27 protein-coding genes and 2 pseudogenes are annotated in these 24,447 nt (G+C 70.8%); 10 read left to right on the forward strand and 19 right to left on the reverse strand.

Annotated features, from left to right (window positions below):
* Positions 1 to 409 precede the first annotated feature (409 nt).
* Together SCATT_RS00700 and SCATT_RS00710 are read right to left on the reverse strand one after the other, a co-directional pair.
* Complete coding sequence (locus SCATT_RS00700; RefSeq protein ID WP_231905011.1) at positions 410 to 691, reverse strand: hypothetical protein; 282 nt, start codon at positions 689 to 691, stop codon at positions 410 to 412.
* A gap of 309 nt (positions 692 to 1,000) precedes the next feature.
* Positions 1,001 to 1,687 carry a M15 family metallopeptidase gene (locus SCATT_RS00710; RefSeq protein ID WP_014140931.1) on the reverse strand — a complete coding sequence of 229 codons (687 nt, stop codon included), beginning with the start codon at positions 1,685 to 1,687 and terminating at the stop codon, positions 1,001 to 1,003.
* 147 nt (positions 1,688 to 1,834) lie between these two features.
* On the opposite strand from SCATT_RS00710, the gene SCATT_RS38850 reads away from it, so the two are divergent.
* Positions 1,835 to 2,485 (forward strand): coenzyme F420-0:L-glutamate ligase, encoded by a 651-nt coding sequence (locus SCATT_RS38850; RefSeq protein ID WP_231905180.1) that lies wholly within the window; start codon positions 1,835 to 1,837, stop codon positions 2,483 to 2,485.
* Here SCATT_RS38850 and SCATT_RS00715 read toward each other — a convergent pair.
* The 3 genes from SCATT_RS00715 to SCATT_RS00725 form a co-directional block, all read right to left on the reverse strand.
* A complete protein-coding gene (locus SCATT_RS00715; RefSeq protein ID WP_014627240.1) occupies positions 2,377 to 3,330 on the reverse strand; it encodes an NADP-dependent oxidoreductase in 954 nt (317 codons plus the stop codon). The two genes, SCATT_RS38850 and SCATT_RS00715, sit on opposite strands and share 109 nt — an antisense overlap.
* Positions 3,327 to 3,737, reverse strand: coding sequence for an SDR family NAD(P)-dependent oxidoreductase (locus SCATT_RS00720; protein WP_014140933.1), 411 nt, complete (start codon positions 3,735 to 3,737; stop codon positions 3,327 to 3,329). Before SCATT_RS00720 ends, SCATT_RS00715 begins: the two co-directional genes overlap by 4 nt.
* Positions 3,738 to 3,799: 62 nt before the next feature.
* The gene (locus SCATT_RS00725) at positions 3,800 to 4,561 is read right to left on the reverse strand and encodes an SDR family oxidoreductase (RefSeq protein ID WP_231905012.1); all 762 of its coding nucleotides are present in this window, start codon (positions 4,559 to 4,561) and stop codon (positions 3,800 to 3,802) included.
* 154 nt (positions 4,562 to 4,715) lie between these two features.
* Here SCATT_RS00725 and SCATT_RS00730 point away from each other — a divergent pair, with 154 nt between their 5' ends.
* Positions 4,716 to 5,639: a LysR family transcriptional regulator gene (locus SCATT_RS00730; RefSeq protein WP_014140935.1), complete on the forward strand. Its 924-nt coding sequence runs from the start codon at positions 4,716 to 4,718 to the stop codon at positions 5,637 to 5,639.
* A gap of 93 nt (positions 5,640 to 5,732) precedes the next feature.
* Here SCATT_RS00730 and SCATT_RS39230 read toward each other — a convergent pair.
* Positions 5,733 to 5,990: pseudogene (locus SCATT_RS39230) on the reverse strand (hypothetical protein); the annotation flags it as partial.
* A 44-nt stretch (positions 5,991 to 6,034) separates the two neighbouring features.
* Between SCATT_RS39230 and SCATT_RS00740 the strand changes: the two are divergent.
* Positions 6,035 to 6,286, forward strand: coding sequence for a hypothetical protein (locus SCATT_RS00740; RefSeq protein WP_014140937.1), 252 nt, complete (start codon positions 6,035 to 6,037; stop codon positions 6,284 to 6,286).
* 26 nt (positions 6,287 to 6,312) lie between these two features.
* Here the strand turns inward: SCATT_RS00740 and SCATT_RS00745 are convergent, their stop codons facing one another.
* Positions 6,313 to 7,845, reverse strand: a complete 1,533-nt coding sequence (locus tag SCATT_RS00745; protein WP_231905013.1) for a flavin-containing monooxygenase — start codon at positions 7,843 to 7,845, stop codon at positions 6,313 to 6,315.
* Between the two features lie 372 nt (positions 7,846 to 8,217).
* On the reverse strand, positions 8,218 to 8,775 hold the full coding sequence (locus SCATT_RS00750) for a CGNR zinc finger domain-containing protein (protein WP_231905014.1): 558 nt from the start codon (positions 8,773 to 8,775) through the stop codon (positions 8,218 to 8,220).
* Between the two features lie 78 nt (positions 8,776 to 8,853).
* On the opposite strand from SCATT_RS00750, the gene SCATT_RS00755 reads away from it, so the two are divergent.
* Both SCATT_RS00755 and SCATT_RS00760 read left to right on the forward strand, forming a co-directional pair.
* Positions 8,854 to 10,299 (forward strand): MFS transporter, encoded by a 1,446-nt coding sequence (locus tag SCATT_RS00755; RefSeq protein ID WP_014140941.1) that lies wholly within the window; start codon positions 8,854 to 8,856, stop codon positions 10,297 to 10,299.
* A gap of 51 nt (positions 10,300 to 10,350) precedes the next feature.
* On the forward strand, positions 10,351 to 11,472 hold the full coding sequence (locus tag SCATT_RS00760) for an epoxide hydrolase family protein (RefSeq protein WP_014140942.1): 1,122 nt from the start codon (positions 10,351 to 10,353) through the stop codon (positions 11,470 to 11,472).
* A 591-nt stretch (positions 11,473 to 12,063) separates the two neighbouring features.
* Here SCATT_RS00760 and SCATT_RS00765 read toward each other — a convergent pair.
* Both SCATT_RS00765 and SCATT_RS00770 read right to left on the reverse strand, forming a co-directional pair.
* A complete protein-coding gene (locus SCATT_RS00765) occupies positions 12,064 to 12,984 on the reverse strand; it encodes an alpha/beta hydrolase (RefSeq protein WP_014140944.1) in 921 nt (306 codons plus the stop codon).
* Between the two features lie 172 nt (positions 12,985 to 13,156).
* The gene (locus tag SCATT_RS00770; protein WP_014140945.1) at positions 13,157 to 14,608 is read right to left on the reverse strand and encodes an amidase; all 1,452 of its coding nucleotides are present in this window, start codon (positions 14,606 to 14,608) and stop codon (positions 13,157 to 13,159) included.
* Between the two features lie 132 nt (positions 14,609 to 14,740).
* Here SCATT_RS00770 and SCATT_RS00775 point away from each other — a divergent pair, with 132 nt between their 5' ends.
* Positions 14,741 to 15,367 carry a TetR/AcrR family transcriptional regulator gene (locus SCATT_RS00775; protein ID WP_041824299.1) on the forward strand — a complete coding sequence of 209 codons (627 nt, stop codon included), beginning with the start codon at positions 14,741 to 14,743 and terminating at the stop codon, positions 15,365 to 15,367.
* Positions 15,368 to 15,916: 549 nt separating this feature from the next.
* Here SCATT_RS00775 and SCATT_RS39240 read toward each other — a convergent pair.
* The 3 genes from SCATT_RS39240 to cynR form a co-directional block, all read right to left on the reverse strand.
* Positions 15,917 to 16,432, reverse strand: coding sequence for a hypothetical protein (locus SCATT_RS39240; protein ID WP_231905015.1), 516 nt, complete (start codon positions 16,430 to 16,432; stop codon positions 15,917 to 15,919).
* On the reverse strand, positions 16,348 to 16,812 hold the full coding sequence (locus SCATT_RS39245; RefSeq protein WP_014140948.1) for a hypothetical protein: 465 nt from the start codon (positions 16,810 to 16,812) through the stop codon (positions 16,348 to 16,350). Before SCATT_RS39245 ends, SCATT_RS39240 begins: the two co-directional genes overlap by 85 nt.
* An 89-nt stretch (positions 16,813 to 16,901) precedes the next feature.
* Positions 16,902 to 17,816 carry a transcriptional regulator CynR gene (gene cynR, locus SCATT_RS00790; protein WP_014140949.1) on the reverse strand — a complete coding sequence of 305 codons (915 nt, stop codon included), beginning with the start codon at positions 17,814 to 17,816 and terminating at the stop codon, positions 16,902 to 16,904.
* Positions 17,817 to 17,996: 180 nt separating this feature from the next.
* On the opposite strand from cynR, the gene SCATT_RS00795 reads away from it, so the two are divergent.
* From SCATT_RS00795 to SCATT_RS00810, 4 genes are all read left to right on the forward strand, one after another.
* On the forward strand, positions 17,997 to 18,587 hold the full coding sequence (locus SCATT_RS00795) for a carbonic anhydrase (RefSeq protein ID WP_014140950.1): 591 nt from the start codon (positions 17,997 to 17,999) through the stop codon (positions 18,585 to 18,587).
* A gap of 123 nt (positions 18,588 to 18,710) precedes the next feature.
* A complete protein-coding gene (gene cynS / locus SCATT_RS00800) occupies positions 18,711 to 19,181 on the forward strand; it encodes a cyanase (protein ID WP_014140951.1) in 471 nt (156 codons plus the stop codon).
* 70 nt (positions 19,182 to 19,251) lie between these two features.
* Positions 19,252 to 19,752, forward strand: coding sequence for a nucleoside deaminase (locus SCATT_RS00805; protein ID WP_014140952.1), 501 nt, complete (start codon positions 19,252 to 19,254; stop codon positions 19,750 to 19,752).
* A gap of 8 nt (positions 19,753 to 19,760) precedes the next feature.
* Positions 19,761 to 20,168 (forward strand): NUDIX hydrolase, encoded by a 408-nt coding sequence (locus SCATT_RS00810; RefSeq protein WP_014627248.1) that lies wholly within the window; start codon positions 19,761 to 19,763, stop codon positions 20,166 to 20,168.
* A 46-nt stretch (positions 20,169 to 20,214) separates the two neighbouring features.
* Here the strand turns inward: SCATT_RS00810 and SCATT_RS38415 are convergent, their stop codons facing one another.
* The 6 genes and pseudogenes from SCATT_RS38415 to SCATT_RS00835 form a co-directional block, all read right to left on the reverse strand.
* On the reverse strand, positions 20,215 to 20,361 hold the full coding sequence (locus SCATT_RS38415; RefSeq protein ID WP_014627249.1) for a hypothetical protein: 147 nt from the start codon (positions 20,359 to 20,361) through the stop codon (positions 20,215 to 20,217).
* 317 nt (positions 20,362 to 20,678) lie between these two features.
* Complete coding sequence (locus SCATT_RS00820; protein ID WP_014140955.1) at positions 20,679 to 21,707, reverse strand: NAD(P)H-dependent flavin oxidoreductase; 1,029 nt, start codon at positions 21,705 to 21,707, stop codon at positions 20,679 to 20,681.
* Between the two features lie 89 nt (positions 21,708 to 21,796).
* Positions 21,797 to 22,200: pseudogene (locus SCATT_RS40685) on the reverse strand (tautomerase family protein).
* A 42-nt stretch (positions 22,201 to 22,242) separates the two neighbouring features.
* Entirely contained in the window at positions 22,243 to 23,058 is an 816-nt protein-coding gene (locus SCATT_RS00825) for an MBL fold metallo-hydrolase (RefSeq protein WP_014140957.1), read from the reverse strand.
* 123 nt (positions 23,059 to 23,181) lie between these two features.
* Positions 23,182 to 23,427: a hypothetical protein gene (locus SCATT_RS35855; RefSeq protein ID WP_014627253.1), complete on the reverse strand. Its 246-nt coding sequence runs from the start codon at positions 23,425 to 23,427 to the stop codon at positions 23,182 to 23,184.
* 230 nt (positions 23,428 to 23,657) lie between these two features.
* On the reverse strand, positions 23,658 to 24,428 hold the full coding sequence (locus SCATT_RS00835; protein WP_014627237.1) for an IS5/IS1182 family transposase: 771 nt from the start codon (positions 24,426 to 24,428) through the stop codon (positions 23,658 to 23,660).
* Between the last annotated feature and the right edge of the window lie 19 nt (positions 24,429 to 24,447).

Here is a 24,447-nt window from a genome sequence, read left to right on the forward strand (position 1 = left end):
GGCCTCCAAGGCGTACTGGTCGCTACCCATGTCAGCGCCCTGACGACGTCGGCGAATGGCACCGGCTCACCGGTGCGCTCGCTCACCCTCTGATGGCACGCCCGGGCACCGGTGTCGCGTTCGACTTCATGGAGCTTCGGACGGCACACCTCGGTCGCGGAGTGCAGCGACACGGTCAAGACAGCCGGCACCGGCGTCAGGCCCACCAACCTCCCGGACCGCAGCGGATGCCGACGCACCGCGGCCGACAGCTGCCTCTCCAGCCCGAGCGGGTCGGTCATCGGCTGACGCCTTACCGACAGAGCGTCGATCCCCGCAAGCGCCTGGCCTCGCCAGCCGGTCACCACGGCCTGGCGCCAGCCCGCCGTTCTTGCCGCCTCCGCGAACCGGACCTCGTCCTCTTCCGCGATCAGGCCCACCGGGCGTACGTCCAGCAACCAGGACGCGCCCGCCCCAATACGAGGAAGTCCGGGGCGTGCGCGCCCTTCCTCGCCGAGCGCGTAAACCGCGGGCGGAACGGCTGGGCCAACACCTCGGCGAACCGGTTCACGAAGTCCAGAGCCAGCAGCAGCCACCGCTCGACCAGGCTTTCGAAGCCGTGCTGCCGACCGGTGGAGACCAGGCACTCCGGCCCGGGACGGTGCCGCTGGCCGATCCGCCAGGCGAAGCGCTGCACCGGTGCCGACGCCATCGCCGATACCTCGCCCAACACCCGCCCCGGACTGACGACCTCGGCCATTCCCATTTTCCACCTCGTTGTCCACGACCTGGACCCCGTCGGGTCCAGGCACCTGGCACGCACGCCGGGGCGCACACGGTCCGCCACATCCCCGAGCCGGTGGGCGCAGATCACCCCCTGGCCGTCGGCCCTGCCGTCACCTCCGGCGGCGGTGACGCCGTCATCAGCCGGGCGGAGGTGACCTCGGCGGTCGCCGACGTGCTACGGCGTGAAGTCTCCTCGGGTGCCGACCGAGCCCGCCGGCCGGCACCCGGTGGCGAGCTACTTCTGCTGCGGGTTCGGAGTCTGCGGTTGGCCGAGTTCCTTGGGCCCGTAGTGGGCAACTGCCGCTCCTGTTGCCATGGCCCAGTAGCGGTCTCCGTATGACCAGTGCCACCACTCCGTGGGGTAGTTGACCAGGCCGGCGGCAGTGAGTGCGATGCTCAGGATGTTCCGATGGGAGCGAGCCTTGTCGCTGATGTTGTCGGCCTGCGTGTAACCGGCGCCAGCACTCTCCTCCGGAGTCGCGTTCATACGCGTACCCATGTCGAGTTCGCAGCCGTCGTCATCGGCAAGGGTCAGGTCAACCGCTGCCCCGGCGCTGTGCGGTGCGATCTCGGGAGGGGACACGTAGCGGCTGGCTGCCGAGCGGACCTGCTCAGCGGCCCATTCCGGGTGTTCAGCACGCAGTTGGGCCGCGTACTTGTCGAAGTAGTGGCGCTGAAGGGACGGTGGGCGGTACCCCTCGACGAACAGCAGCCGCATCCCTTGAGGTAGCTGTGCCTGTGCTTCGAGGAGGCGGTCGAGCACTCCTTCCCGCAGGTAAGCGAAGGCACCGGCAGAATCCTGCAACTTCCGCTCGTCGATCAGCAGACGGCTGTCTCGCCGCAGGTCCACGAGCCGTTCACCACACTCCTGAACAGGCACGGCTGCGACCTTCGGGTCGGACATCAGAACGATCTCAGTCATGACAGGATCATCTCGTGGCCTCGCGCCCCTTCGACCGGGCTCTTCCGAGCTGCCGTGACGACGCGCGTCCCGCCAACGCCAGCCGGAGCGTGGGAGGCCCTGTCCGAGGCGCAGCGCGAACGCCTGGCCCACTTGGACATCCGGCCGGTGCCCGCGGCTCCCTGCGGCCCCGCAGACGGCCGCCCGGGGCCGGGTGCCGCCTTCGCACGGGCCCTGCGCGATGCCCTGGTCACCACCACCGGCACCCAAATCGCCGTCGTCACCGCCGACTCCGATAGCCGCGCCGACCGGAGCGGGGCAACCGTGATCTCCATCGGCGCCGCCGGGATCATCCTCGGCCAGCGTGGACGCGGCGCCCCCGTCGTAGTGCCTTGTCATCGTTGCCACACGGGCTCACCGGTGCTTCGTGGTCGAAGCCACGGACATACGCCCCGGCCGCCGAGGACACGATCCGTTGCGCATCAACGCCATCTCCTCGCCATCGGCCCATCCGGCGTCACGTGGGTCAACTCGCGACCGTTGAATACGCGAGCCCACCAGTATCAACCGAGCGACTCCGGGCCCGCTCGACGTGACACCGCTGCGAGGCTGTCTGGGCTGGGGGTTGCTCGCCGGAGCCGCTGCGGAGAAGGGATTGAGCGTTCCCTGGCGGCTCCGCTCTACCTGAGCCGACGTCACCCGGGCTCGGCTCAAACGTCGTTGCCGTCGGGGCCGTCGTTCGGGAGGAGGACGACCTTGCCCAGTGGGTGGTCGTGTTCCAGGTGGGAGAAGGCCGACCGGACCTCGGACAGCGGATAGGTCCGGCTGATCGGCACATGGATCCGGCCGGTCGCCGTCAGCTCGGCCAGCTCGGTCAGCACGGCCTGACCGGTGCCCTCGGCACTTCCCTGCGACCGGGTGCCGAGGGTGGTGGCGGCACGGTAGTCGAGGGTGTTGACCCGGTGGGGCAGCACCCCCAGGGAGAGCGCGATCCGGGGGTAGTCGCCGCCGTGGAAGTCGAGGAAGGCGTGGGCCGTGCCGGCCCCGTCGCCCTCGATCGCCCGGCGGAGGCGTTCGGTGACTCCACTCCCGTAGTGGACGAGGGTGGCGCCCTGGGCCTCCAGCCAGTCCCGGTGTCGCGGGGAGGCGATCGCGACCACGTGCGCCCTTCGCAGGCGCAGGAGTTGGACGGCGATGGTGCCGACCCCGCCGGTGGCCCCGCTGACCAGGACCGTCTCGCCGGCCCTCGGGGCGACGGCGGCGATCGCGGCCCAGGCGGTGCTGCCCGCGACGTAGAGGGCGCCTGCGGCGGTCCAGGGGAGCCCGTCGGGCTTGCGGACGAGTTGGTCGTCCGGGACGACGACGTACTCGGCGTGGCTGGAGCGCTCCCAGGACCAGCCGATGACCGGGTCCCCGGGTGCCCAGCCGGTCACCGCGGACCCGGTCGCGGTGACGGTGCCGGCCAGGTCACTGCCCTGGCCGGAGGGGAACGTCGCGGGGAACCGCTCGTGCAGGGCCCCGGTACGGATCTTGGCCTCGCCCGGGTTGATCCCGGCGGCCCGCACCCGTACCAGCACGTCGCGCGGGCCCAGCGGACGCGGTTCGACGTCCTCGACGCCGAGCACGTCGATGTCTCCGTAGCGGTGGAAACGTACGGCTTTCACGGGCGTTCCTCCAACTGGACGTGGCCGTTGATGAAGGCGGCGACCTGGTCGAGGGCCTGCGCCGCATCGTCGTCGAGCGGGATTTCCCGGCCGCCGGCCTGGATCAGCAGCGGTGGCAGTCCGCGTAGATCGGCGTGGGGCGGGCCGGCCAGCGGGGTGCGCGGGTCCGTTCCGGCGAGGGCCGCCACCGCGCGGTCGGCGGACTCCTGTGAGGTGACGTCGAGTTCGACCACGTTCAGGTCGAGCCGTTCGGCCTCGGCCAGGCGGTGCAGTTCCTTGGCGCGGGCGGCTTTGCGGGTTTCGGGGGCGCGCATCGAGGCGTGGACGCGGTGACCGGCCCGGGCGAGTGCCCGCGCGGTGAGGTTGCCGATGCCGGTGGCGGCACCGGTGATGAGCACGGTCGACACGGTGGGTCTCCTGTCGGAGGGGGTGAAGGGGAGGAGAAGAGAGGGGGAAGTGGTGGAGGGGGTCAGGCGATGCCGCCGTTGCTGAACAGCACTTGGCCGTTGATCCAGTGGCCGGCGGGGCCGGCCAGGAAGGAGACGGCCTCGGCGATGTCTTCGGGGGTGCCGAGCCGCTCCAGGGGTGCGGCGGCGGCGATCCGGGCCATCAGCTCCTCGCTCTTGCCCTCCACGAAGAGCGGTGTCGCAGTGGGGCCGGGGGCCACCGCGTTGACGGTCACATCCCGGCCGCGCAGCTCGCGTGCCAGGATCAGGGTCATGGCCTTGACCGCACCCTTGGTCGCCGCGTAGCCGCCGTAGCCGGGCTGCTGGAGCCGGGTCACCGAGGTGGAGAAGTTGATCAGCGCGCCGCCGGGGCGCAGCCTGCGGGCGGCGAGCTGGGAGACCACGAAGGTCCCCCGGACGTTCACCCGGTGCATCCGGTCGAATGCCTCCAGTTCCATCTCGGCGAGCGGGGCCAGCAGCATGATCCCGGCGGTGTTGACGACCGCGTCGACGCCGCCGAAGCGTTCTTCCGCAGCGTCGAAGAGCCCGGTCATCTCCGTCGGCTCGGCGACATCGCCGGGCAGGGCCATCGCCGTGCCACCGGCCGCGGTGACCGACTCGACGACCGCCTCGGCCTTCGCCGCGCTGCCCGCGTAGTGGACGACGACGGCCATGCCGTCCGCGGCCAGCCGGCGCGCGATCGCGCCACCGATGCCGCCCGAGCCGCCGGTCACCACGGCCACCCTGGGCCGACCGGATCCGTTCTGCGATACCGCACTGTTCACAACTGCTCCTCATCCGGCATCCGGCATCCGGCATCCGGCCTCAGGACGGACACCTGGCACTGTGGGAGTCCGGGCGATCCGCCCGGCGACGGGATCAATACTCCGCCGCCTCGAAGTATTCGTCCAATGCATCACCGGCATTTAGATTATTCGGATGGTGCATATTGAACGGGTCGACCTCAATCTGCTGGCTCCGCTCGCCGCGCTGCTGGAGGAGCGGCATGTCTCGCGCGCAGCCGAAGTCGCCGGGATGAGCCAGCCGGCGATGAGCCGGGCGCTCCAGCGGCTGCGGGACACACTCGGCGACGAGTTGCTGGTGCGCACCCCGGGCGGGTACCGGCTCACCCCGCGGGCCGAGCGCGTCCAGCGTCAGCTGCGGGCAGTCCTGCCGCGGCTGGAGAGCCTGTTCGCCCCGGAGGGGTTCGACCCTGCCGAGGCCGCCGAGGCATTCCGGGTCGCGGGTACCGACTTCACCCAGGTGTTCGCGCCCGCGGTCTTCCAGCGTGTGTTCCGAGAGTCGCCGCGCTCCACACTGCACTTCCGCACCTGGCACGACGCCATCTACGAGGACCTCGACCGGGGCGTCGTCGACCTGGTGTTCTTCGCCAGATCGACGCCGGCCACCGCCCTGCGCACCGAACACCTCCTCGACGACCGGTTCGTCTGCGTGCTCTCCGCGGACCACCCGCTCGCCGAACGCCCCGGGATCGCCCTGGAGGAGTACCTGGACGCCGCCCATGTCATCGTCGGTACCATCGGCGCGCGCCAGACCGCGATCGAGCAACGCCTGGAAGACCTCGGAGAGCACCGCCGGGCCGGACTGACCGTCCCCTACCACTCCCTGGCCCTGCGCTCGGTCCCGGGCACCCGGCTGATCCTCACACTGCCCGCGCGGCTACTTGCGGAGCGGCACCCGGACCCCGGGATCCGGATCCTGCCCGCTCCTCAGGAAATCCGCCCGCTGGACTACCAGATGGCCTGGCACCCCCGGCTCGACGGTGATCCGGGACAGCGTTGGCTCCGTGACGTCATCCGCGCCGTCACCGCCGAACTCCCTGAGCCGGCCGAGCAGTTCTGAGGCAGCGCCCACCCTGTGGTGGGCGAACGCCGGCGACTGCTGTACCCCGTGGTGGCCGTGATCGCGGCATCGGAGGGCTGCTGGAGGGGCGGATCACAGGGCTGGACCGACCCGGCGCAGTGACCGTCGCAGAGCTCCGGCGTCCCGGGCCGTCCAGACGCTCGGGTAGATCGGTCGGAAGCCGAGTTCCCGGCGGATCCGCTGATTGGACACGATCCCGAACCACGGGTCGGGGTCCGTGAGCTCGTGGAGCCCGGCGGGCACCTCGACGCCGTTGAGCTGGTACAGCTCGACCGTCGTGACGGGGGCGTCATCGGCGATGTTGTAGATCCGGCCGGCGATGCCCGGCGCGCACCCTTCACATCACCCATCCGCACAACACCTCCATCAGCCAGGTGCTCGACGCCTTCCACGCCCGCTATCCCGGCATCTCCCTGTGCGTCGAACCGTCCGTCCCGGATCCCACGCCCTTCGAAGCGGTCGCCTCCCGGCAGTGCGCCCGCTTTCTCGCGTTCAGCTCCCAGCGCCGCACCTACGGCCGCACCCACTTCCAGCGGGCGGTCGCAGACCTGCCGGACCCTGACCGCATCGACCAGCCCTACCTGCTGCGTGCCTTCGGCGGACTCCAGGGTCTCGAAGCGGCCTGAGTGTCGGCTTCCTCCTCGGCGGCGTCTCAGCGGTCCTGCGTATGGACGCGGTGCCCGTCGAAGGAGAAGCGCCGGGTCATGGCCCGGTAGCTGCGCACGGACCGCGGCCATACAGCGGTGTTGTGTCCGTTCCGGGGGTCCAGGTACCAGCTTCGGCACAGGTGCGGAAGCCACAGGGTACGTTGGACGTACTGGTGGAGTCGGGCGGTGTACGCCCGCTGGGTCTCCGGGAGCACCTCCACTTGAGCCAGTCCGCGCCGCGACATCCGCGCCAGGCAGTCCAGCACGTAGTCGAGTTGTGCTTCCAGCAGCAGGGTGAGCGAGGCGTGACCGAGTCCGCTGTTGGGTCCGAGCAGGAGAAACATGTTCGGGAAGCCGGCAACCATGATGTTCCGGTCGGCCGCCATGCCATCGCTCCAGGCGTCCGACAGACGTCGTCGCCCCTGTCCGACGATGCGACGCGCGATGGCCGGTCTGTCGACCCTGAACCCGGTGGCGAGGACTATGACGTCGGCAGGCCGCGCGGTCCCGGCGCGGGTGACGACCGAGCTGTCGGTGATCTCGGAGATGGGGTCGGTGACCAGTTCGACGCCGGCTCGCCGGAGCGCCGGATAGTAGTCGTTGGACAGCAGGACGCGCTTGCAGCCGAGAGGGTAGGCCGGGGTCAGTCGGCGTCGCAGGTCGCGTTCGGGGATCTGTCGGCGCATGTGGGCACGGGCCAGGCCGGCCACGCACGTGCTGACGGCACGGTGGACGGGCCCGGCGAAGCAGAGCAGCCAGCTCTCGCGTAGCCAGTAGACCGCCGTTCTGACCAGCCGGCGCAGGACCGGCGAGCGCCGGTACAACGACCGCTCGGTGGCGGTGACGGGGCGTTGCAGACGGGGAAGAACCCAGGGAGGCGACCGCTGGTACACATCAAGGGCTGCCGCCGATGCCGCCAGGTGGGGAACGCACTGGACGGCGGAGGCCCCTGTCCCGATCAGCGCGACACGCTTGCCGTCGAAGTCGCACGTGTCGTCCCAGCGTGCCGTGTGGAGCACCGCACCACGAAAGGTGCCAAGGCCGGGCAGCTCGGGAACATGTGGTTCGCTGAGCAACCCCGTGGCGGTGATCAGGAACCGGGAGAGATAGCGGCGGCCGGCCGCCTGGATGTGCCACCGCATCTCCGTCCCGTCCCATCGGGCTTCGTCAACGGGACTGTTCAGTCGCAGATGCGGCTCGAGCCCGAAGTCGGTCACGCAGTCGCGCAGGTATGTGTGAATCTCCTCCGCCTTCGGCAGCGTTGAGCGCCATCGGGGGGCGGGAGCGAAGGAATAGGCGTAAAGATGCCCCGGCACATCACAGGCCGCCCCCGGGTAACGGTTGTCGCGCCAGGTTCCCCCGACGTCGTGGAAGCGCTCCAGCACGACGAAATCCGTGATTCCCGCCTGCCGCAGACGGATGGCCGCGCCGAGTCCGGACATTCCAGTTCCGATGATCGCAATGCGGTGTTCTTCGGCCGGGAGTTGTTCGCCACGGGGGTGTTCCGCGCCCGGCATCTGCTGAAAGGTCGTGTTCATCAAGGAGGTTCCGGCCACATGGTTGCGTCGCGGGTTCAGAGCAGGTGGTGATCAGGGCCAAGCGAGGCCCGGTCGGTCCTGAGGCGGGGAAGGCGGCCGGACAGAGGCCGTGCGACAAACGTAGGTGCGTGTGACCGCGTCATTCGGATACGCCGCGCATGCCTACCTGCGCTCACTCGAAAGTGTTTCGAAAGTGGCCGTAACTCAACTCCCGGCCTTCGAGGGCCGAGTTGCGTCCAGCAGTGGGGATCGGCCACAGGCCCCGGGAGGTCTCGACCACGGTGACGCCGGTGTAGTGCGGCGTCACCGGCGAGAGTGCGGGACGGACCGGGACCGGGCGCCGTCCCGTCTGACAGGGTCAGGTGCCGGCGCTCAACGCGGGCTGCGCCGGCTCCGGAAGGCCGCGACGCTGGCCCGGTGTGCGCAGGTTCGGGTGCAGTACTGCTTTGAGCCGTTGCGTGAGAGGTCCACGAAAGTGGCCCGGCAGGTCGGCCCGGCACATACGCCGAGACGGGCGGGACCGAGCGTGGCGATCACCGAGGCCAGTGCGCTGAGCGTAGTCGCGGCAAGGTGCGCCGACCAGCGGTCGGTGTCGGAGGTCACCTCGGTCCACCAGCGGTCGCCCTCGTGGCGCAGTACCGGGGTGGCGCCGCTGCGACGCAGGCCGTCGTTGATCAGAGCCGCGGCTTCGACCGCGTCCGCGTTCGCCCGTTCGAGCACCTCACGCACCGTCGCGCGCAACGCGCGGACTTCCGCCAGGTCGGCGCGGGTGAGATGCCGCGGACCGGCCCCTTGGTCCGCGGCCGAACTCGGAGGCTCAGCCGCGGGATGGTCGTCAAGGAAGTCCCGGAGTTGCTCCACGGTCTCGAGCGCGTCCTCTCCCTTGATCGGCCTCAAGGTGTTGGCCAGGTCGACGGCCGTCTGGACCACCAATGGACTGTAATACGCATCCCGCATTTGACGTATCTCCCCACCGCTCCGTAATGTTACACGCAAAGGAGGATTAGCATGTCACAGCATACTCGGCAGGGGACGACGCCGCAGGCGATCCCGGCTGGAGTGGCCCCGGCACCGGAGCGAACCGACGCGCCGGACGGGCGTCGGCTGGGGCTGACTTTGGGGATGCTGGTGCTGCCGATGTACGTGGCACTGGGAGCGCCGTCGGTGGCCCTGCCGGCCGTCGGCCGCGCGCTCGCGGTGCCGTTCGGGGCCACCGCATGGATTCTCGCCGCGTGGTCGCTGACCTCCGCGCTCGCGATGCCGGTCGCGGGTCGGCTGCTGGTCCGCTGGAGCCCCTTCCAGGTCCTCGTCGCCGGGGTCGTGACGCTCGCCGCGGGCTCCGTGCTCGCCGGAGCCGGGCCGACACTGTCCGTCGTGATCGTCGGCCGACTGATCGGCGGCGCCGGGGCGGGCGCGACCGTGATCGCCGTCTTCGCCGCGGCCACCGCCCTTCCCGGGCGGCAACGGATCCGCGCCCTGGGAATCATCGCGGCCGCCAGCGCGACGGCGTCGGGGTGCGGGACGCTGTTGGGCGGGGCGGTGACCGCATGGCTCGGGTGGCGTGCCGTGCTCGCGATCCCGGCCCTCGCGCTGCCCCTCCTGCTGGCCGCGTTGCCGAGCAGGCGCGCGCTGACGCGGAGCGGCAGCGGCGAGCGAAACGGCTCGACCGGGCGACTCGACATCGTCGGCGCGGCCGTGCTGTCGGTACTCGCCGCCTCCTTGATCACGTTGCTTCAGGCACACTCGGTCGGCCTGCCCGCTCCGGTCACGCTCGTCGTTGCTGTCGCCGGGGCGCTCGCCGCCGTGGGACTGTGGTGGCGTGTGCGAAGCACGCCCGACGGGTTCGTGCCTCGGCGGGTGATCGCATCCCGCGGTTTCCTGGCGGCCGGGCTCATCGGCGGGACCGTCTTCGCCGGCTACTACGGGGTGCTGTTCCGCGCCCCGTCCCTGATCGAGCAGGCCACGGGCGGTGGCCCCCTGGAAGCCGGCGTGCTCCTGGTCCCGGCCGCCGCCTGCTCGGTGCTGGCCGGGCGGCTGGTCGGCACTTTGACCGACCGGTTCACCGGCTGGCAGATGTCGGCCGGGCTCGCGGCACTCACCGTCGTCGGCGTGCTCGTGGTCGCGATCTTCACCGGGCCGGTCCCGATCGTCGCCGGCACGGCGTTGACCGTGTGCGGGTTCGCCGGCGCCCAAGCCGTACTGGTGAGCCTCGCGCCGGACCTCGTCGCCGCGGACGACCGCGACACCGCGCAGGCCCTGCTCAACTTCATGAACGCCCTGGGTGGCGGGATCGGTCCGGCCGCTGTCGCGGGTCTGTCCGGCATCGTGGCGGTGCCGGTGGCCCTCGCCGTGCTCGCGGCTCTCCCCCTGGCCGGACTCGTCCTCAGCCTGACCCGGCGCCCTACCGCCGACCGCCGCCCCGAACCCGACGCCACGCGTGGGAGACCGCGATGACGGTCCACTGCCTCTGATCCGATGACGCCTCGACCAGTAGGGAGCCTTGCCATGTCCGCCGAGCCATTCGAGGTCAGTATCACCGAAGCCGAGATCGCGGACCTGCGTGAACGATTGCGACGGACACGGTGGCCCGAGCGCGAGCCGGTGGACGACTGGTCACAGGGCTTGCCGCTGGCGTACGCGCAGGAGCTTTGCCGCAGCTGGGCCGAGGACTACGACTTCGGGTTCGCCGAGCGGCTGAACGTGTTCCCGCAGTACCGCGACACGATCGACGGGCTGGGCATCCACTTCCTGCACGTCCGCTCGCCGGAGCCGGACGCGTTCCCGCTCGTGCTCACGCACGGGTGGCCGGGCTCGGTGCTCGAGTTCCTGGAGGTCCTCGGCCCGCTGACCGACCCGCGCGCGCACGGCGGTGACCCGGCGGACGCGTTCCACGTGGTCGCGCCGTCGTTGCCCGGGTACGGCTGGAGTGACAAGCCGTCGACGACCGGGTGGGGCGTCACTCGCACCGCGCGCGCCTGGGACACATTGATGGTCTCGCTGGGTTACGAACGGTACGGCGCGCAGGGCGGTGACTGGGGTTCGGCGGTGTCCGGGGCGCTGGGCGAGGTGGCGCCCGAACGGGTCGCCGCCGTGCACCTGAACCTGGGATCCGTGGCGGCCGGCACGTTCGACGACCCCACGCCCGCGGAGCTGGCGAATCTCGAGGCCGAGAAGGAGATGCGGCGCACCGGCCGGGGGTACTCGGCGATCCAGGCGACCCGGCCTCAGACGCTCGGCTACGGCCTCACCGACTCCCCGGCGGGGCAGGCCGCCTGGATCGCCGAGAAGTTCTGGGCGTGGACGGACAACGACGGCCATCCCGAGGACGCGTTGTCGCGGCAGACGATCCTCGACGAGATCTCGGTCTACTGGTTCACCGCGTCGGCCACGTCGTCGGCGCGCCTGTACTGGGAGAGCTTCGCCAACTTCCGGGACAAGGTGACCGCGCCGTCCGGGCTGTCGGTCTACCCGCGCGACATAACCCGCCCGTCGAGGCGGGAGGCCGAGCTGCGCTTCACCGACCTGCGCTGGTTCGAGGAACTGCCGCGTGGTGGCCACTTCGCCGCGCTGGAGCAGCCGGAGTCGCTGGTCCAGCAAGTGCGCGGGTTCTTCCGCCTGTTCCGCTGACCGTCCGTGCCACCCCCTGGGAAGCCCACGCCCGGGGGATGGTCCTGTCCGTCCCCCGGGCCACCGGCGGAACGACGGACGCGCTCGGCGAGCGGACGCGTCAGGGGCGGAGTCAGGCCGCTCGGCCGTATCCGTCCGTGCCGGGGTCGTCGCCGCGCAGCGGGCTTCGTGGGTGGGGTATTCGCGGGCCAGGTCTCGTCGCGGCGGGGCGTCCGGGAGGTGGCGCAGCAGCTGGACGGTGTGGACGACACGGCCGGCCTCGCGGAAGGCGGTGCAGGTCGCGTTCGGCGACGTGCCGGGCGACCGATTCCACGCCGGGACGGGCGTACCGCTCCAGGGAGCGGATGGATGCGTGGCGGGAGCGGGCCGGCAGCTTGTCCAGCGAGACGGTGGAGACTGCCTTCGAGCCCGTAACCGGCGGCGAACCGCATACCAAGCGGGAGCCCCGTGCCGGCGTCAGCCGTCGCCGGCACGGACATGGCCGGCATGGCCGCCACGCTGAACGATGACCGGTCGAAGACACGACGAATCCAGCCAAGGCCTTCCAGCGCCTTTGATCAGGATGAACGATCGAAGGTAGCGGTTCACATGTCAGCGGCGGCTCGCGTGCAGATGGGCCGCGAAGAACTCGGCGGCGGCCGAGGAGGTGGCCTCGAACTGTTCGACATAGGGGCCGAAGTGGCCGCCGGGTATGATCCGCAACCATTTGGGCTCCAACGCTCTGTTGAAGGCGGACAACTGCAAGTCGGTGCCCGACGTGGTGTCGTCGTCTGCGACTATCATCAGCAGCGGCCTGGGACTTACCATCTCGATATAGTCGCTGGCGTTGTAGACACGGCTCCACTCGCCGGTGCGGACGGTGACCTCGTTGCGCCACGACGGGGCGATCTCTCCGACCGCGGTGAAGTAGTCGGACGCGTCGTCGGCGGCGTAGACGGGGCCGTCGGCAGCGCCGCCGATCACCGGGCGTGTTGTGACTTCGCCGGTTCGCATGCGGACGATCCGCTCAGCCGCGAACTGCCTGCCGGCTGCCGCCAGTTGCGCCATGGGAGTACGCCGCCATCCGGTCTGCACGCCGTTGACTGCGGGCACCTGGCAGACCACGGCCTTGACCCGCAGGTCGCTGGCCGCCACGACGATGGCGTGCCCGCCGCTGTAACTGGTCCCCCACACCCCGATGAGGTCGGGGTCGACCTCCGGCAGTGTACTGGCGTAGGTGATGGCGTGCCGGTAGTCCTCGATCTGACGCCACGGATCGATCTCCTGGCGAGGACTGCCGTCGCTCGCGCCGAAGTTGCGGTGATCGTAGACCAGCACCGCCAGCCCGGCGGCGACGAACCGCTCGGCGTAGCGGTCCAGGTACGCCTCCTTGACCAGGGAGAACCCGTGCGCCATGACGACGGCGGCGGTCGGGGTGCTGTCAGGGGCCGGATAGAACCAGCCGCGCAATGTGGTGCCGTCCGCGTCGAATTCGACGTCGCGGCGTGTGCTGGAGTTTGGAACTGCGGACATGAGCGGGGCTCCTTCGTGGAACGTCGGCAGGTGGGGCCGACGACGAGGGTGGTGCGGGCGGCGCGCACCGTGACCGTGTGCGGGGTCCTGCCGTACCGGGACGACATGCGCGAGGTGCTTCGCCCGCTCGCTCAGCGCACGGCTCGTTGGCTCCCGGCGGCAGGGGCGCTTCTCAGTGGCCCGTGCGGTTCCCCGCCCACACCGGGGGGATTCGACCCGACCACGGGCTGGCCTGTTCCAACTGGCCGGCAAGGCGGAAGAGGCGGCTTTCGAAGCCGTATCCGGCGGCGAACTGCATACCGATCGGAAGCCCCGTTCCGGCGTCGGCCGTCAACGGCACCGACATGGCCGGCGTGCCCGCCATGTTGAACGGCATGGTGAACGGCGAGCGGTCGAAGACGCGGTCGATCCAGCCGAGGCCGTCCAGCGTTTGCGCACTCTCGGCATAGGCGCCCAGGGGCGTGGGAAGCTCCGGCACGGTCGGGGTGAGCACTATGTCGTAGGTGTCGAAGCACCGTGCCAGGCTGCGGGCGACACGGTTGCGGATCGTGAAAGCGGCGACGAACTGGGCGCCGCTGACCCGCTGCCCGTAGTGGTAGCCGGCCAGGGTCGCAGGTTCGAGGGTGGAGGAATCGATGGGCCGGTCGAAGGCGGCAGCCAGTTCGTCGAGCGAGGCCACCAGGTTCGCCGTGAACAGGTGGGCGTTGGCCAGGACGTACTCCTCCCAGTCGGCCCCGAGGCCGATCCCGGCCTCCTCCACCTGGTGGCCGAGGGATTCGAGCAGACCCGTGGTGCGGGAGAGGGCGTCGGCCACCGGTGCGGTGGTGCGGCGTCCACCCCATGCCTGGGTGAGGACACCGATCCGCAGCCGGCCCGGGTGGCGGGTGACTTCCTCCGTGTACGGCCGGGACGGCTGCTGGGCGAAGTACGGGTCACCCGGTTCCGCGCCGCGGATCTGGTCGAGCAGGGCCGCGCTGTCGCGTACCGTGCGGCTGACGCTGCCGTGCACGGCCAGGCCGCTGAAGACCTCGTCGAAGTCGGGGCCCATGGAGACCCGGCCGCGGGTGGGCTTCAACCCGAAGAGGCCGTTGTAGGCGGCGGGGATACGGAGCGAGCCGGCGGCGTCGGTGCCGTGGGCAAGGGACACGACCCCGGCAGCTACAGCCGCGCCCGCACCCCCGCTGGATCCGCCCGCGCTCCGCTCCAGATTCCACGGGTTACGGGTCGCGCCGTACAGCACGGGTTCTGTCGTGATGCTGTAGGCCATCTCCGACGTCGCGGTACGTCCGAACGTCACCAGTCCGGCGCGGCGCAAGCGCAGCATCAGGAAGGAGTCGGCGCGTGCGACGTTGCCGGCCGCGAGGCGGCTGCCCAGTTCCATGCGCCGCCCGGCCATGGAGACGCCGATGTCCTTGACCAGGAAAGGGACCCCGGCCAGCGGGGTGCTGCCGGGCTTGGGTACGTCGTCGGTCGGCCAGGTCTCCACAACGGCGTTGATCTGCGGATTGACCGCCTGTGTGGCTTCGATCGCGGCAGCTTGCAGTTCGTCGGGGGTCACCTCCCCTTCGGCCACCAGCTCCGCGAGTCCGACCGCGTCGTAGTTCACGTACTCGGCAACTCTCATTTTTTGCTCCTAGCGGAAAGGACGATACTGATGAGTCTCTGACGATACCAGGCGGTATCGCGTAGAACGAAGTGGTACCGTAGGAGCGGTGAGGCAAGGGGTCCCGCACCGACCGGACGTCACGGAGCAGTCATGACATCGACCGCCAGAAGGCCGAGCAGGGTGGCGAAACTGCCGCCCCGTGAGCGCATCCTTGACGCGGCGGAAGAGCTCTTCCAGAACGAGGGAATCCGGCAGGTGAGCCTCCAGGCGATCGCCGAGAAGGCCGAGACCACCAAAATGGCGATCTACCGGCACTTCGAAACCAAGGACGAGTTGGTCGCGGAGTGGATGCGGATCGTCGCCGCCGACTACCAGGCGGCCATCGACCGGGTCCAGACGGAGTACCCCGGCCGGCCCAGGGAGCAGATCCTGGGCTTGGCCCGCTTCATCGCCGAGGGATTGCCCGCCATCTCGCACCGGGGCTGCCCGTTCATCAACTCCCTCGCCGAATTGCCCGACCGCTCCCATCCCGCACGGCAAGTGATCGAGAAGCACAAGGCCCACCAGACCCGCAGGCTGGTGGGCATGTGCGCCGAGGCCGGGCTGCCCGACCCCGAGCAGGCCGCAGCCGAGATCACCTTCGTACTCGAAGGCGCGCAGGTCAGCAGGCAGAACGGAAGCATCGATCAGGCGGGGGACCGCCTGATGAGAATCGTCGAGGGGATCGTGGATCGGCACCGCTCCCCCCTCGGCGCATCTCGGCCGACCATCGGCTGACAGCCTCGAATCCGTGTCCCCCGATGCCGAGAACCCGGTGCGCAGGCCTGGCGGCCCTGTCCGTGCCGCTGGCCGGTGAGCTGGTCGCCGCGGTCACCCGCCGGCGTGGCGGCGCGTCCGAGAGGTAGCGCAGAAGGACAGCAGGGGCGGTCGCCGGGGCTCGGTCCACCAGGCCGGAGGCGCGCTACGGGCGGCGCGGCGGACCCGCCCGTCTCCCGCACCCGGCGGGCCGGAGACGGAGTGATGGCATCGCGCACCACGCACTGGGCGGCGCCCACGGTGCTCGCTCCCGGGTTCCTGGCCGTCCCGGCCCGCCCGCGCCGCCGGCAGCGGCAACCGCTCCTCCCCGGCCGCCGCGACCGGCGAGCCCGACCCGCACGGGACGACGCCCCCGCGAGAGTGCCGTCCGGTCGCGCTGCCCACCGACGCGTCGCACGCCGCGGATCCGGCCGCGGCGACCGCCCCAGCCGGCGGGCTGCGCGCGGCCGGGCGGAGCGGCGGAACGAAGCCATCCTCACGGCGCACTCCGCCCGCCCCGCCTTGTCCTGATCAACAGGTGACCGTCCGGCGCCAGTACGAGCGGGCGGCGACGGCCAGGGCGACCCCGTACACGGCGAATGCGGTCATGCCGATCCAGCCGGCCGACAGGGCATCCTGTGAGGAGTGGAAGTCACCTGCTCTCATCGTCACCACGCCGGTCGTGGCGAGGGTGCAGTAGACGGTTCCGAGCACTCCGTACGGGGCCAGGGCGGCGGCGCCGATCAGGGCCGGGGTCAGCGGGAGCCAGCGCGGAACGCGCCGGCCGGTGAGGGGGAGCGTCCAGCGCAGGAAGACGCCGAGTGCGGCGAGCAGCACGGTGGGGTCCAGGCCCCAGGATTCCAGGATGAGCCACATCCCCGAGGCCCCGTTGCGTCGGGAGGACGCCAGCATCTCCTCGTTGCTCGTTCCGGCGAAGGTGCCTCCCCATGCCCACAACTGCTTCATCGCGATGTACGGCAGGAACGCCACCGTCCCGGCGCAGGCGGCGAGTTGGACCCGCGCGGGGGCACGGGACGATACGGGCACGTGGTCCCTGGGGGCCGACGGCGGAAGGAACGGTCGGTCGCCACGAGCAGCAGCACACCGACGGCGGCCATGGCACGGTTCGCGGCAGCCGCCCAACTGTCCACGCCTTGCCCGAACAACAGCGTGATCAGGTCCATCAGCAGGCTGAACGCGGCGATCCCGGACAGCCCGCAGAGCATCCACAGCAGCACCCGCAACCCGGTACGCAACCCGCACCGCACGACCGCCGCACCCACCAGGGCGGCCAGCGCTCCCACCGCCACGACCGCGTAATCGAGGCCGGAGGACGCCCGGGCACCGAGCCCGTGGAACAGCGGTCTTCCGATCACCGCGCAAACGAGACCGAACGCCGCGTACGTCGTCCCCCACAACACCGTCACCGGACCCACCCGACGCCACCAACCACGCCCGTGAGCGGAGATCGACCACGGCTTCGTGGGTGAGCAGGGCGGGCAGCCGGCAGGCGATGTCACTTCCGGCCGGGAGGCGGGTATCCGCGGGTGCCGATGTAGTCGTGGAGGACGCGGGTGAAGGCATGGGTGGCGGCGGTGCGGTAGGCGTCGGTGCGGTGGAGGAGGGCGACGGTCCGGGTGGGGAGGGGCGGGGCGAGGGGGACGGGGTGGAGGGCGGGGTGGTCGTGGGTGATGGCTTCGGGGAGCACGGTGGCGGTGGGGGTGCGCTGGACGAACTCGGTGAGGGCCTGGATGGAGTTGGCCTCCACGGTGATCTCCGGGTTGACGTGGTGGTCGGCGAAGTAGGCGTCGATGTGGCCGCGAGTGGCGAAGTCACCGGTGAGCAGGGCGAGTTGCAGCCCGGTGAGGTTGTCGACCGGCAGTGGGGTCCGGTGGGCGAGGTCGGCGTGGTGGGTGCCGGTGACGAGGGTGAGTGTTTCGGTGAACAGCGGTGTGGCGGTGATGCCGGGCAGGTGGGGGCCGGTGAAGGCGATGCCGAGGTCCACGTCGTCGGCGAGCAGCCAGTTTTCGATGGCGTCCTGCGTTGTTTCCCGCACGGTCATGCTGATGCCGGGGTGGCGGGTGTGGAGCTGCGCGGTCAGGGGGCCGACGAGGTAGGCGGTGAAGGTGGGGGTGACGGCGAGGCGGAGGTGGCCGCGGGAGAGGTCCTGGACGTCATGGACGGCGCGTTCGGCCGCGGCCAGGTCACGCAGGGCCCGCCGGGCGTGGTGCGTGTACGCCTCGCCGGCGTCGGTGAGCCGTACGGCACGGCCGGTGCGGTCCAGCAGCTGCACGCCGAGGGCCTTTTCGAGTTGCCTGACCTGCTGGGACAGCGTGGGCTGGGAAATGTGCAGGTCTTCGGCGGCGCGGGTGAAGTTGCCGTGCTCGGCCACGGCGAGCAGGTAGCGCAGGTGCCGCAGTTCCAGGGCCATGGAGAAAGCATAGATCCCATCGATGGAAGTCATCGACAGCAAGTCTTGGACTCTATAGGGCCAGGTCATGCATGGTGGATTGCGTCCGGCCCCCACATCGCGCCGGTCCCCGGCACAACGCGCCGGACCCGCACATCGCGCCGGCCCCACAGCGCGGGCGGCCACCGAAGGGAGTAATCCATGCGCAACCTCGCCGAGGGCGTCGCGCGTTTCCAGCGGGACGTCTTCCCGGCCAGGAGGGACCTCTTCGCCCGCCTGGCCACGCGGCACACACCGCACACGCTGTTCATCGGCTGTTCCGACGCTCGCGTCGTCCCGGAGCTGATCACCGGTTGTGAGCCGGGTGAGCTGTTCGTCGTCCGGACCGCCGGGAACCTGGTGCCTGCCCACGCCCCCGGCGCCGACGGGGTGGCGGCGAGCGTGGAGTACGCCGTCACGGTGCTGGGTGTGACCGACATCGTGGTGTGCGGCCACTCGGCCTGCGGCGCCATGACCGCCCTCGCCCAGCGGCACGATCTGAGCGCCGCGCCGGCGGTGGCCGACTGGCTGCGTCATGCGGACGCCTCCGTCGCCCGTACCACCACGGGTGACGTGGCCACCCTGGTCCGCCGGAACGTGCTCGCGCAACTGGCGAACCTGGCCACCCACCCCTCGGTCGCCCGCGCCCTGGCCGGACGGAAGGTCACCCTGCACGGCTGGGTCTTCGACATCGGCACCGGCCACGTCGAGGTGCTGGACGCCACCGGGACCGCCCCGGCGACGGCAGCCTGACCCGGCCCCCACCCCCGCCGCCGCACCGAGGCGGCCCGACACCCCCCGTTCCGGCAGTCACCCGCGAACGACACAACGACACGACGGCACAACGACGGCACAACACGAAAAGGACACCGCCCCATGGCACACGCCCAGCTCGACCCCACCGCCCGCCAGGCCCTGGCCGCCCAGGCCGTCGAGGCCAAGACCCGCAAGAACCTCACCTGGCAGCAGATCGCCGACGCCGCCGGCCTCTCGGTCGCCTTCACCACCGCCGCCGTCCTCGGCCAGCACGCCCTGCCGGAGCGGTCCGCCCAGGCCGTCGCCGGACTGCTCGGCCTGGACGACGACGCGGCGCTGCTCCTCCGGACCATCCCCACCCGCGGGTCGATCCCCGGCGGCGTCCCCACCGACCCGACGATCTACCGCTTCTACGAGATGCTCCAGGTCTACGGCACCACCCTCAAGGCCCTGGTCCACGAGCAGTTCGGCGACGGCATCATCAGCGCGATCAACTTCAGGCTGGACGTGCAGAAGGTCGCCGACCCCGAGGGCGGCGAGCGCGCCGTGATCACCCTGGACGGCAAGTACCTGCCGACCAAGCCATTCTGACGAGACATCAGCCCAGCCCCGGGCGAGCCGGGACACCACCCGCCCGCCCCTCCTCCCCAAGGAAGTAATCATGGACTTCGTCCAGCGCACCATCGACATCGCCCGGCAGAACGTCGCCGAGGGCGGCCGACCGTTCGCGACCGTCATCGTCAAGGATGGTCAGATCCTCGCCGAAAGCCCGAACAAGGTCGCCCAGACCAACGACCCCACGGCGCACGCGGAGATCCTCGCCATCCGCGAGGCGTGCCGGAAGCTGGGCACCGAGCACCTGACGGGTACCACCATCTACGTGCTGGCCCACCCCTGCCCGATGTGTCTGGGCTCGCTGTACTACTGCTCCCCCGACGAGGTCGTCTTTCTCACCACCCGCGACGCCTACGAACCCCACTACGTCGACGACCGCAAGTACTTCGAACTCGCCACGTTCTACGACGAGTTCGCCAAGGACTACACCGAGCGGCGCCTGCCGATGCGGTACGAACCGCGTGAGGACGCCGTCGACGTCTACCGGTTCTGGCAGCGACGCAACGGCGGTGAACGGCACGTTGCCGACGCCCCCACCACCACCTGAGGACCACCATGCCTGATGTGATCGAGAAGGTCGCCTGGATCCACCTGGACGCCGGCCGGCTCCTGACCGCCCGTTCCCACGGCAGCGCGGCGTTCTACCTGCCCGGCGGGAAACCGGAGCCCGGCGAGACCCCCGAGCAGACGCTGGTCCGCGAGATCCGCGAGGAACTCGGCGTCGGCCTGGACGCCTCCACCATCACCCCCCTGCTGGTCGTCGAAGCCCCGGCCCATGGCAAGCCGGCCGGCACGACCGTGCGCACCGTGTGCTGCACCGCCGCACACACCGGCGAGCCGAGCCCCCGATCCGAGATCGCCGAGATCGCCTACTTCACCCACGGCGACCTCGCGCGTGCCAGCGCCACCACCCGCGAGGTGCTCGACCACCTCGCGGCGACGGGCCAGCTCCTGCGCTGCTGACCGGAAGGCACGGCGCAGGCCACGTTGCCGGCCCGGACGGAACCGTTCACCACACCACCGGCGGCTCGTCCGGACCGGCGCTCACCCGGGCCCGGGAGCCACCGTGGTCGGCGGTGCGTCCCCGCCAGGTCGCCAAGCCGGTCGCGCCACCGAAGCCGCGCGGGGTGGTGAGGACCGGGAGGCCGTGGTCCACGGTCGAGCACGGTGAGCGCGCCGTAACGCAACAGTACGGTCGCGTTGCCGATGACGTGGACGCCGACCGCGTCGTGAAGGGCAACGCCTCGAACGACGACGACCGTTTCCAGCGGTTCTGCGTTCAGGAGCGGGTGGGCGGGGGTGTCTGGCGTACGGTGACGTGCGCTCGCGGGGACATCGGCATGGGCGGATCCGTCGACACCTGGATGAAGACACGGCAGCGGGGTACGTCGCGGTTCCGCGGCGCGTTCTACGAGGATGATCCCCGTCGGAAGCGGCACCTCGGCCCGAAGTGGCTCACGCCGACCGTAAGTGTCAGGGTCCGCTGACCTCGGGTTCCCGTGGGGCGGTGCCGTCTCGGCCGCCGACCGCGGTGGTCGGCGAAGCCCAGCGGCCGAGGCGGGCGGCGGCGTCCCGCGTCATGCGGCGCACCACTTCTCCGGCGGGCGGGGTGTCGTGGATCTGGCTCACCCCTTCGCCGACGGTCACGTTGGCGACGTCGAAGTCCTGTCGTGAGACGGCGTCCTCGAACTGCCCAGTGCATTCGGCGAGTTGGGCGGTGAGTTCCGTCTCGCGTCCGTGCCACCTGTCGACGAACCCGTTGCGTAACACGCGGCCCTTGTAGTCGTCGGGCCAGTCGTATCCGCGCACGATGTCGAAGACGCTGGTGCGTACGGTGTCGTCACCGCCGGCGGCCATCGCGCGGGCCTGGGCGCGAGCCGGGACCACGGCTTCCTCCGTCGCCCAGAAGCGGGTGCCGACGAGGACACCGTCCGCGCCGAGGGCGAGCGCGCCGGCGAGCCCGCGGCCGTCCGCCACGCCGCCCGCGGCCAGCAGGAGCGTGGCCGGGGAGCGGTCGGCGATCAGGTCGGCGACGTCGGGTACCAGGGTGAACGTCGACCGCGTCCCCACCCCGTGCCCGCCGGCCTCCCCGCCCTGCGCGACGACGGCATCGGCTCCGGCGTCGAGGGCCTGGCGGGCCTGGTCGAGCGTGTGGACCTGACACAACAGCGGTACGGCGGCGGCGCGGATCCGGTCGGCGAACGGGGCCGGGTCGCCGAAGGACAGCATGACCGCGGCAGGCCGGTGCTCCAGGGCGACGTCGAGCAGTTCGGGGCGGCGGGCCAGGCTCCAGGTGATGAGGCCACATCCGACCCGGGTACCGGCCGCGGCGGCGAACTCCCGCTTCAGCCACTCCCCGTCGCCGTAGCCGCCGCCGAGCAGGCCCAGTCCGCCCGCGCTGGTCACGGCGGTGGCGAGCCGGGCCCCGGCGACACCGTCCATGGGGGCGAGCACGACGGGGTGCGTGATGCCCAGGGCGTGCGTGAGGCGCGTTGTCAGCAAGGTGAAGCCCTCCTCGTTCAGGCGTCCGCCGGGTCAGCGGGCGGACGGTGCGCGGGCGGGTCCGTGCGGCCGGTGGGCCGGCGGAGGTGTCAACGGCCGGGGACGGGCAGGGCGCCCTCGGTGTACTGGGCGCGTCCGAAGCCGAACGACCAGTCCTGAGGGCCGTTCTCGACGATGCCGATGAAGATGTCCGCACCGCCGATGCCGAGGGGTTCCAGTCGCTCGGCGATGGCCTGGAAGACGCGTTGTTTGACCTCGGTGGTCGGCCCAACTGGGTGAAGATCTGGATCATCACCAGGCGGTCGGTCCGCTCGAAGCCGAGGCCGGCGTCGAGGGCGATGACGTGGTCCGCGTCGTGTTCGGTGACGATCTGGAACCTGTCCCGCTCGGGGATGGCCAGCACGTCGACGAGCGCCCGGTGTGTCGCGTCGGCGATGGCCCTCAGCTCGTCGGGACGACGTCCGCGGATGAGATCGATGCGTACGAATGGCATGTGTGTCGTTCCCTGCCGGTCCGCTGGTTGGTATGTGGGCGGTCAGCGGGTCAGTGGTACCCACGTTCCGTGGGCGGCGGCCCGCAGTACGGAGGAGAGGCCGGCGTCGTGGAAGGCCGATTCGATCTCCCGCAGTCCCTCGGAGAAGTGGGCCCAGCCGACGTAATGGGCCGGGACGACGGTGCCCGCGCCGAGGACGGCCGCGGCGGCAGCGGCGCTTCGGCCGTCGAGGGAGAGGGGGCGGCCGTCGAACTTCGCCGGGACGCGGGCCGCTCCGGCGTGCAGGACGGCCGCGTCGATGTCGGGCACCCGGCGGGAGATCTCCGCTACGGTGCGGATCGACGCGTTGTCGCCGCTGACGTAGACGGTGGGGAGCCCCTGCCCGGACAGCACGAACCCGGTGACTTCGCAGTTGACGTTCCCGTCGGCGTCGCGCTCGCCGTCCTCGGGGCCGTGGACCGCGGGGACCGCCAGCACGGTGAGGTCGCCGCCGCCGTCCGGGCGGGGCACGCGGTGGGCGGCCCACGGTGCGAGGCCGACGGCCGTCGGCCCCAGCCGGTCGGCGGCCCGGGGGCCGGTGAGCACCAGCGGGGCGGCCCGCGCGAACGCACGGCCGCGCTCGTCGAGGTTGTCCGGATGCGTGTCGTGGCTGACCAGGACGACGTCGGCCGGCCCCACACCGTCCTCGTCGACGGCGGGGCCCGCCGTCTTGGTGAGGTACCCGTGCGGGCCCGCCTCGTCGAAGGTCGGATCGCTGACGATGCGCAGTCCGCCCAGGTCGATCACCGCCGTGGGGCCGCCCAGGACGGTGATCGCGGATTCCTGGCGGCACAGACTCGCGCGGAAGGTTTCGCTCATGTCATCGACGCTAATGACTTCCGCGCCGCGCCAGAAATGCCTGTTGTGTTGTGTTCATGTGTGTCACGCATAGATCCGTGGGCGCGGATCACCCCGGGGCGGCGGCCGAGTGCCGCTGGCTTGTCAGGAGAGCGTCGCCGGGGTGTCCCGCAGGGTGACGTTGGCGTGGCTCTCCTGGAAGCTCTGTTCCGAGACGACGGTCAGCCGGGCCGTGGCGCGGAACTCCGGCAGGGTGGTGGAGCCGCAGGAGACCATCGTGGTCTTCAGCTTGGCGGTGGTCAGGGCGAGCCCTTCGGCGAGGTCGCGTCGCCCCCGTGTCCCAGGGCCCGGGCAGGCAGAGATCGGCGGGGCGGCCGGGTACGTCGCCACCGACTGCGGCAGAGCCCTGACCGGCTCGTTGGTCGAACGGGGTGCGGTCGTGACCGGGAAGCCTATCGGCTGACCCGGCCGGGCACGAATCGTGGCCCACACCGGCAGCCGCCGCTCAGCACGGCCGAGTTGGCGTCGACGGCTCGGACGCTGTCGGTGTGGGCCCGTGGTTCCTAAGGGCTGTCCCGTAAATGATCTCTGACGGGTCTGGTGGCCTGCTGGTTTCTGCGTCACCCGGCAAGGACGAGGTTGTGCAGGCGGGCGATGCCGAGCATGGCGTGCTGGACGCCGTCGCCCTTCAGCCGGCAGTCGCGAAGGATCTTCCAGCCCTTCATCCGGGCGAAGACGTGCTCTACACGGGCGCGGACTTTGCGGTGGGAGGCGTTGTGCTCCTCCTTCCATTCCGGGAGTTCGGTCTGGCCCTTCTCGCGGCGGTGCGGGATGACCAGGCCGGTGCCCCGGTAGCCGCCATCTGCGATGACCGTGGTCTTGCCGACGGCGTCTTTCGCGCCGGACAGCTCCCACGCCTTGCAGTCGTTGCGGTTGCCTGCGACTGGTCGGCCGACCGCGACGACGAGCCGGGTGTCGGCGTCGATGACGACCTGGTGGTTGGTGGAGTACCGGTAGTTCTTGGACTGCTCGGCGATGGTGTGGTCACGGGTGGGAACGAGGGTGCCGTCCATGATGAGCACGGTGTCCTTGCGGAACCGCTTGCGCTGCTGGAGCGCGAGCGCGGGCCCGAGGTGGTCGATGATGCGGTCGGCCGCCGACTTGGACACCCCGAACAGCGGGGCCAGTTGGCGCAGGGTCAGGTTCGTCCGCCAGTACGCGGCGATCAGGAGCACGCGGTCCTCCAGCGGCAGGCTCCATGGCCGACCCTTGCGCACCGGGTCCACACCCTCACGCCGGAGCGCGGTGATCAGCTTGCCGAACTGGCGCGGGCTCAGCCCAGTGAACGGGGCTATCCAGGAGGGCTCAGACGCCGTGATCACACCAGACACAGCAAGATCATCTCACCCG

The organism is Streptantibioticus cattleyicolor NRRL 8057 = DSM 46488 (assembly GCF_000240165.1).
GTDB classification, from domain to species: Bacteria; Actinomycetota; Actinomycetes; order Streptomycetales; family Streptomycetaceae; genus Streptantibioticus; species Streptantibioticus cattleyicolor.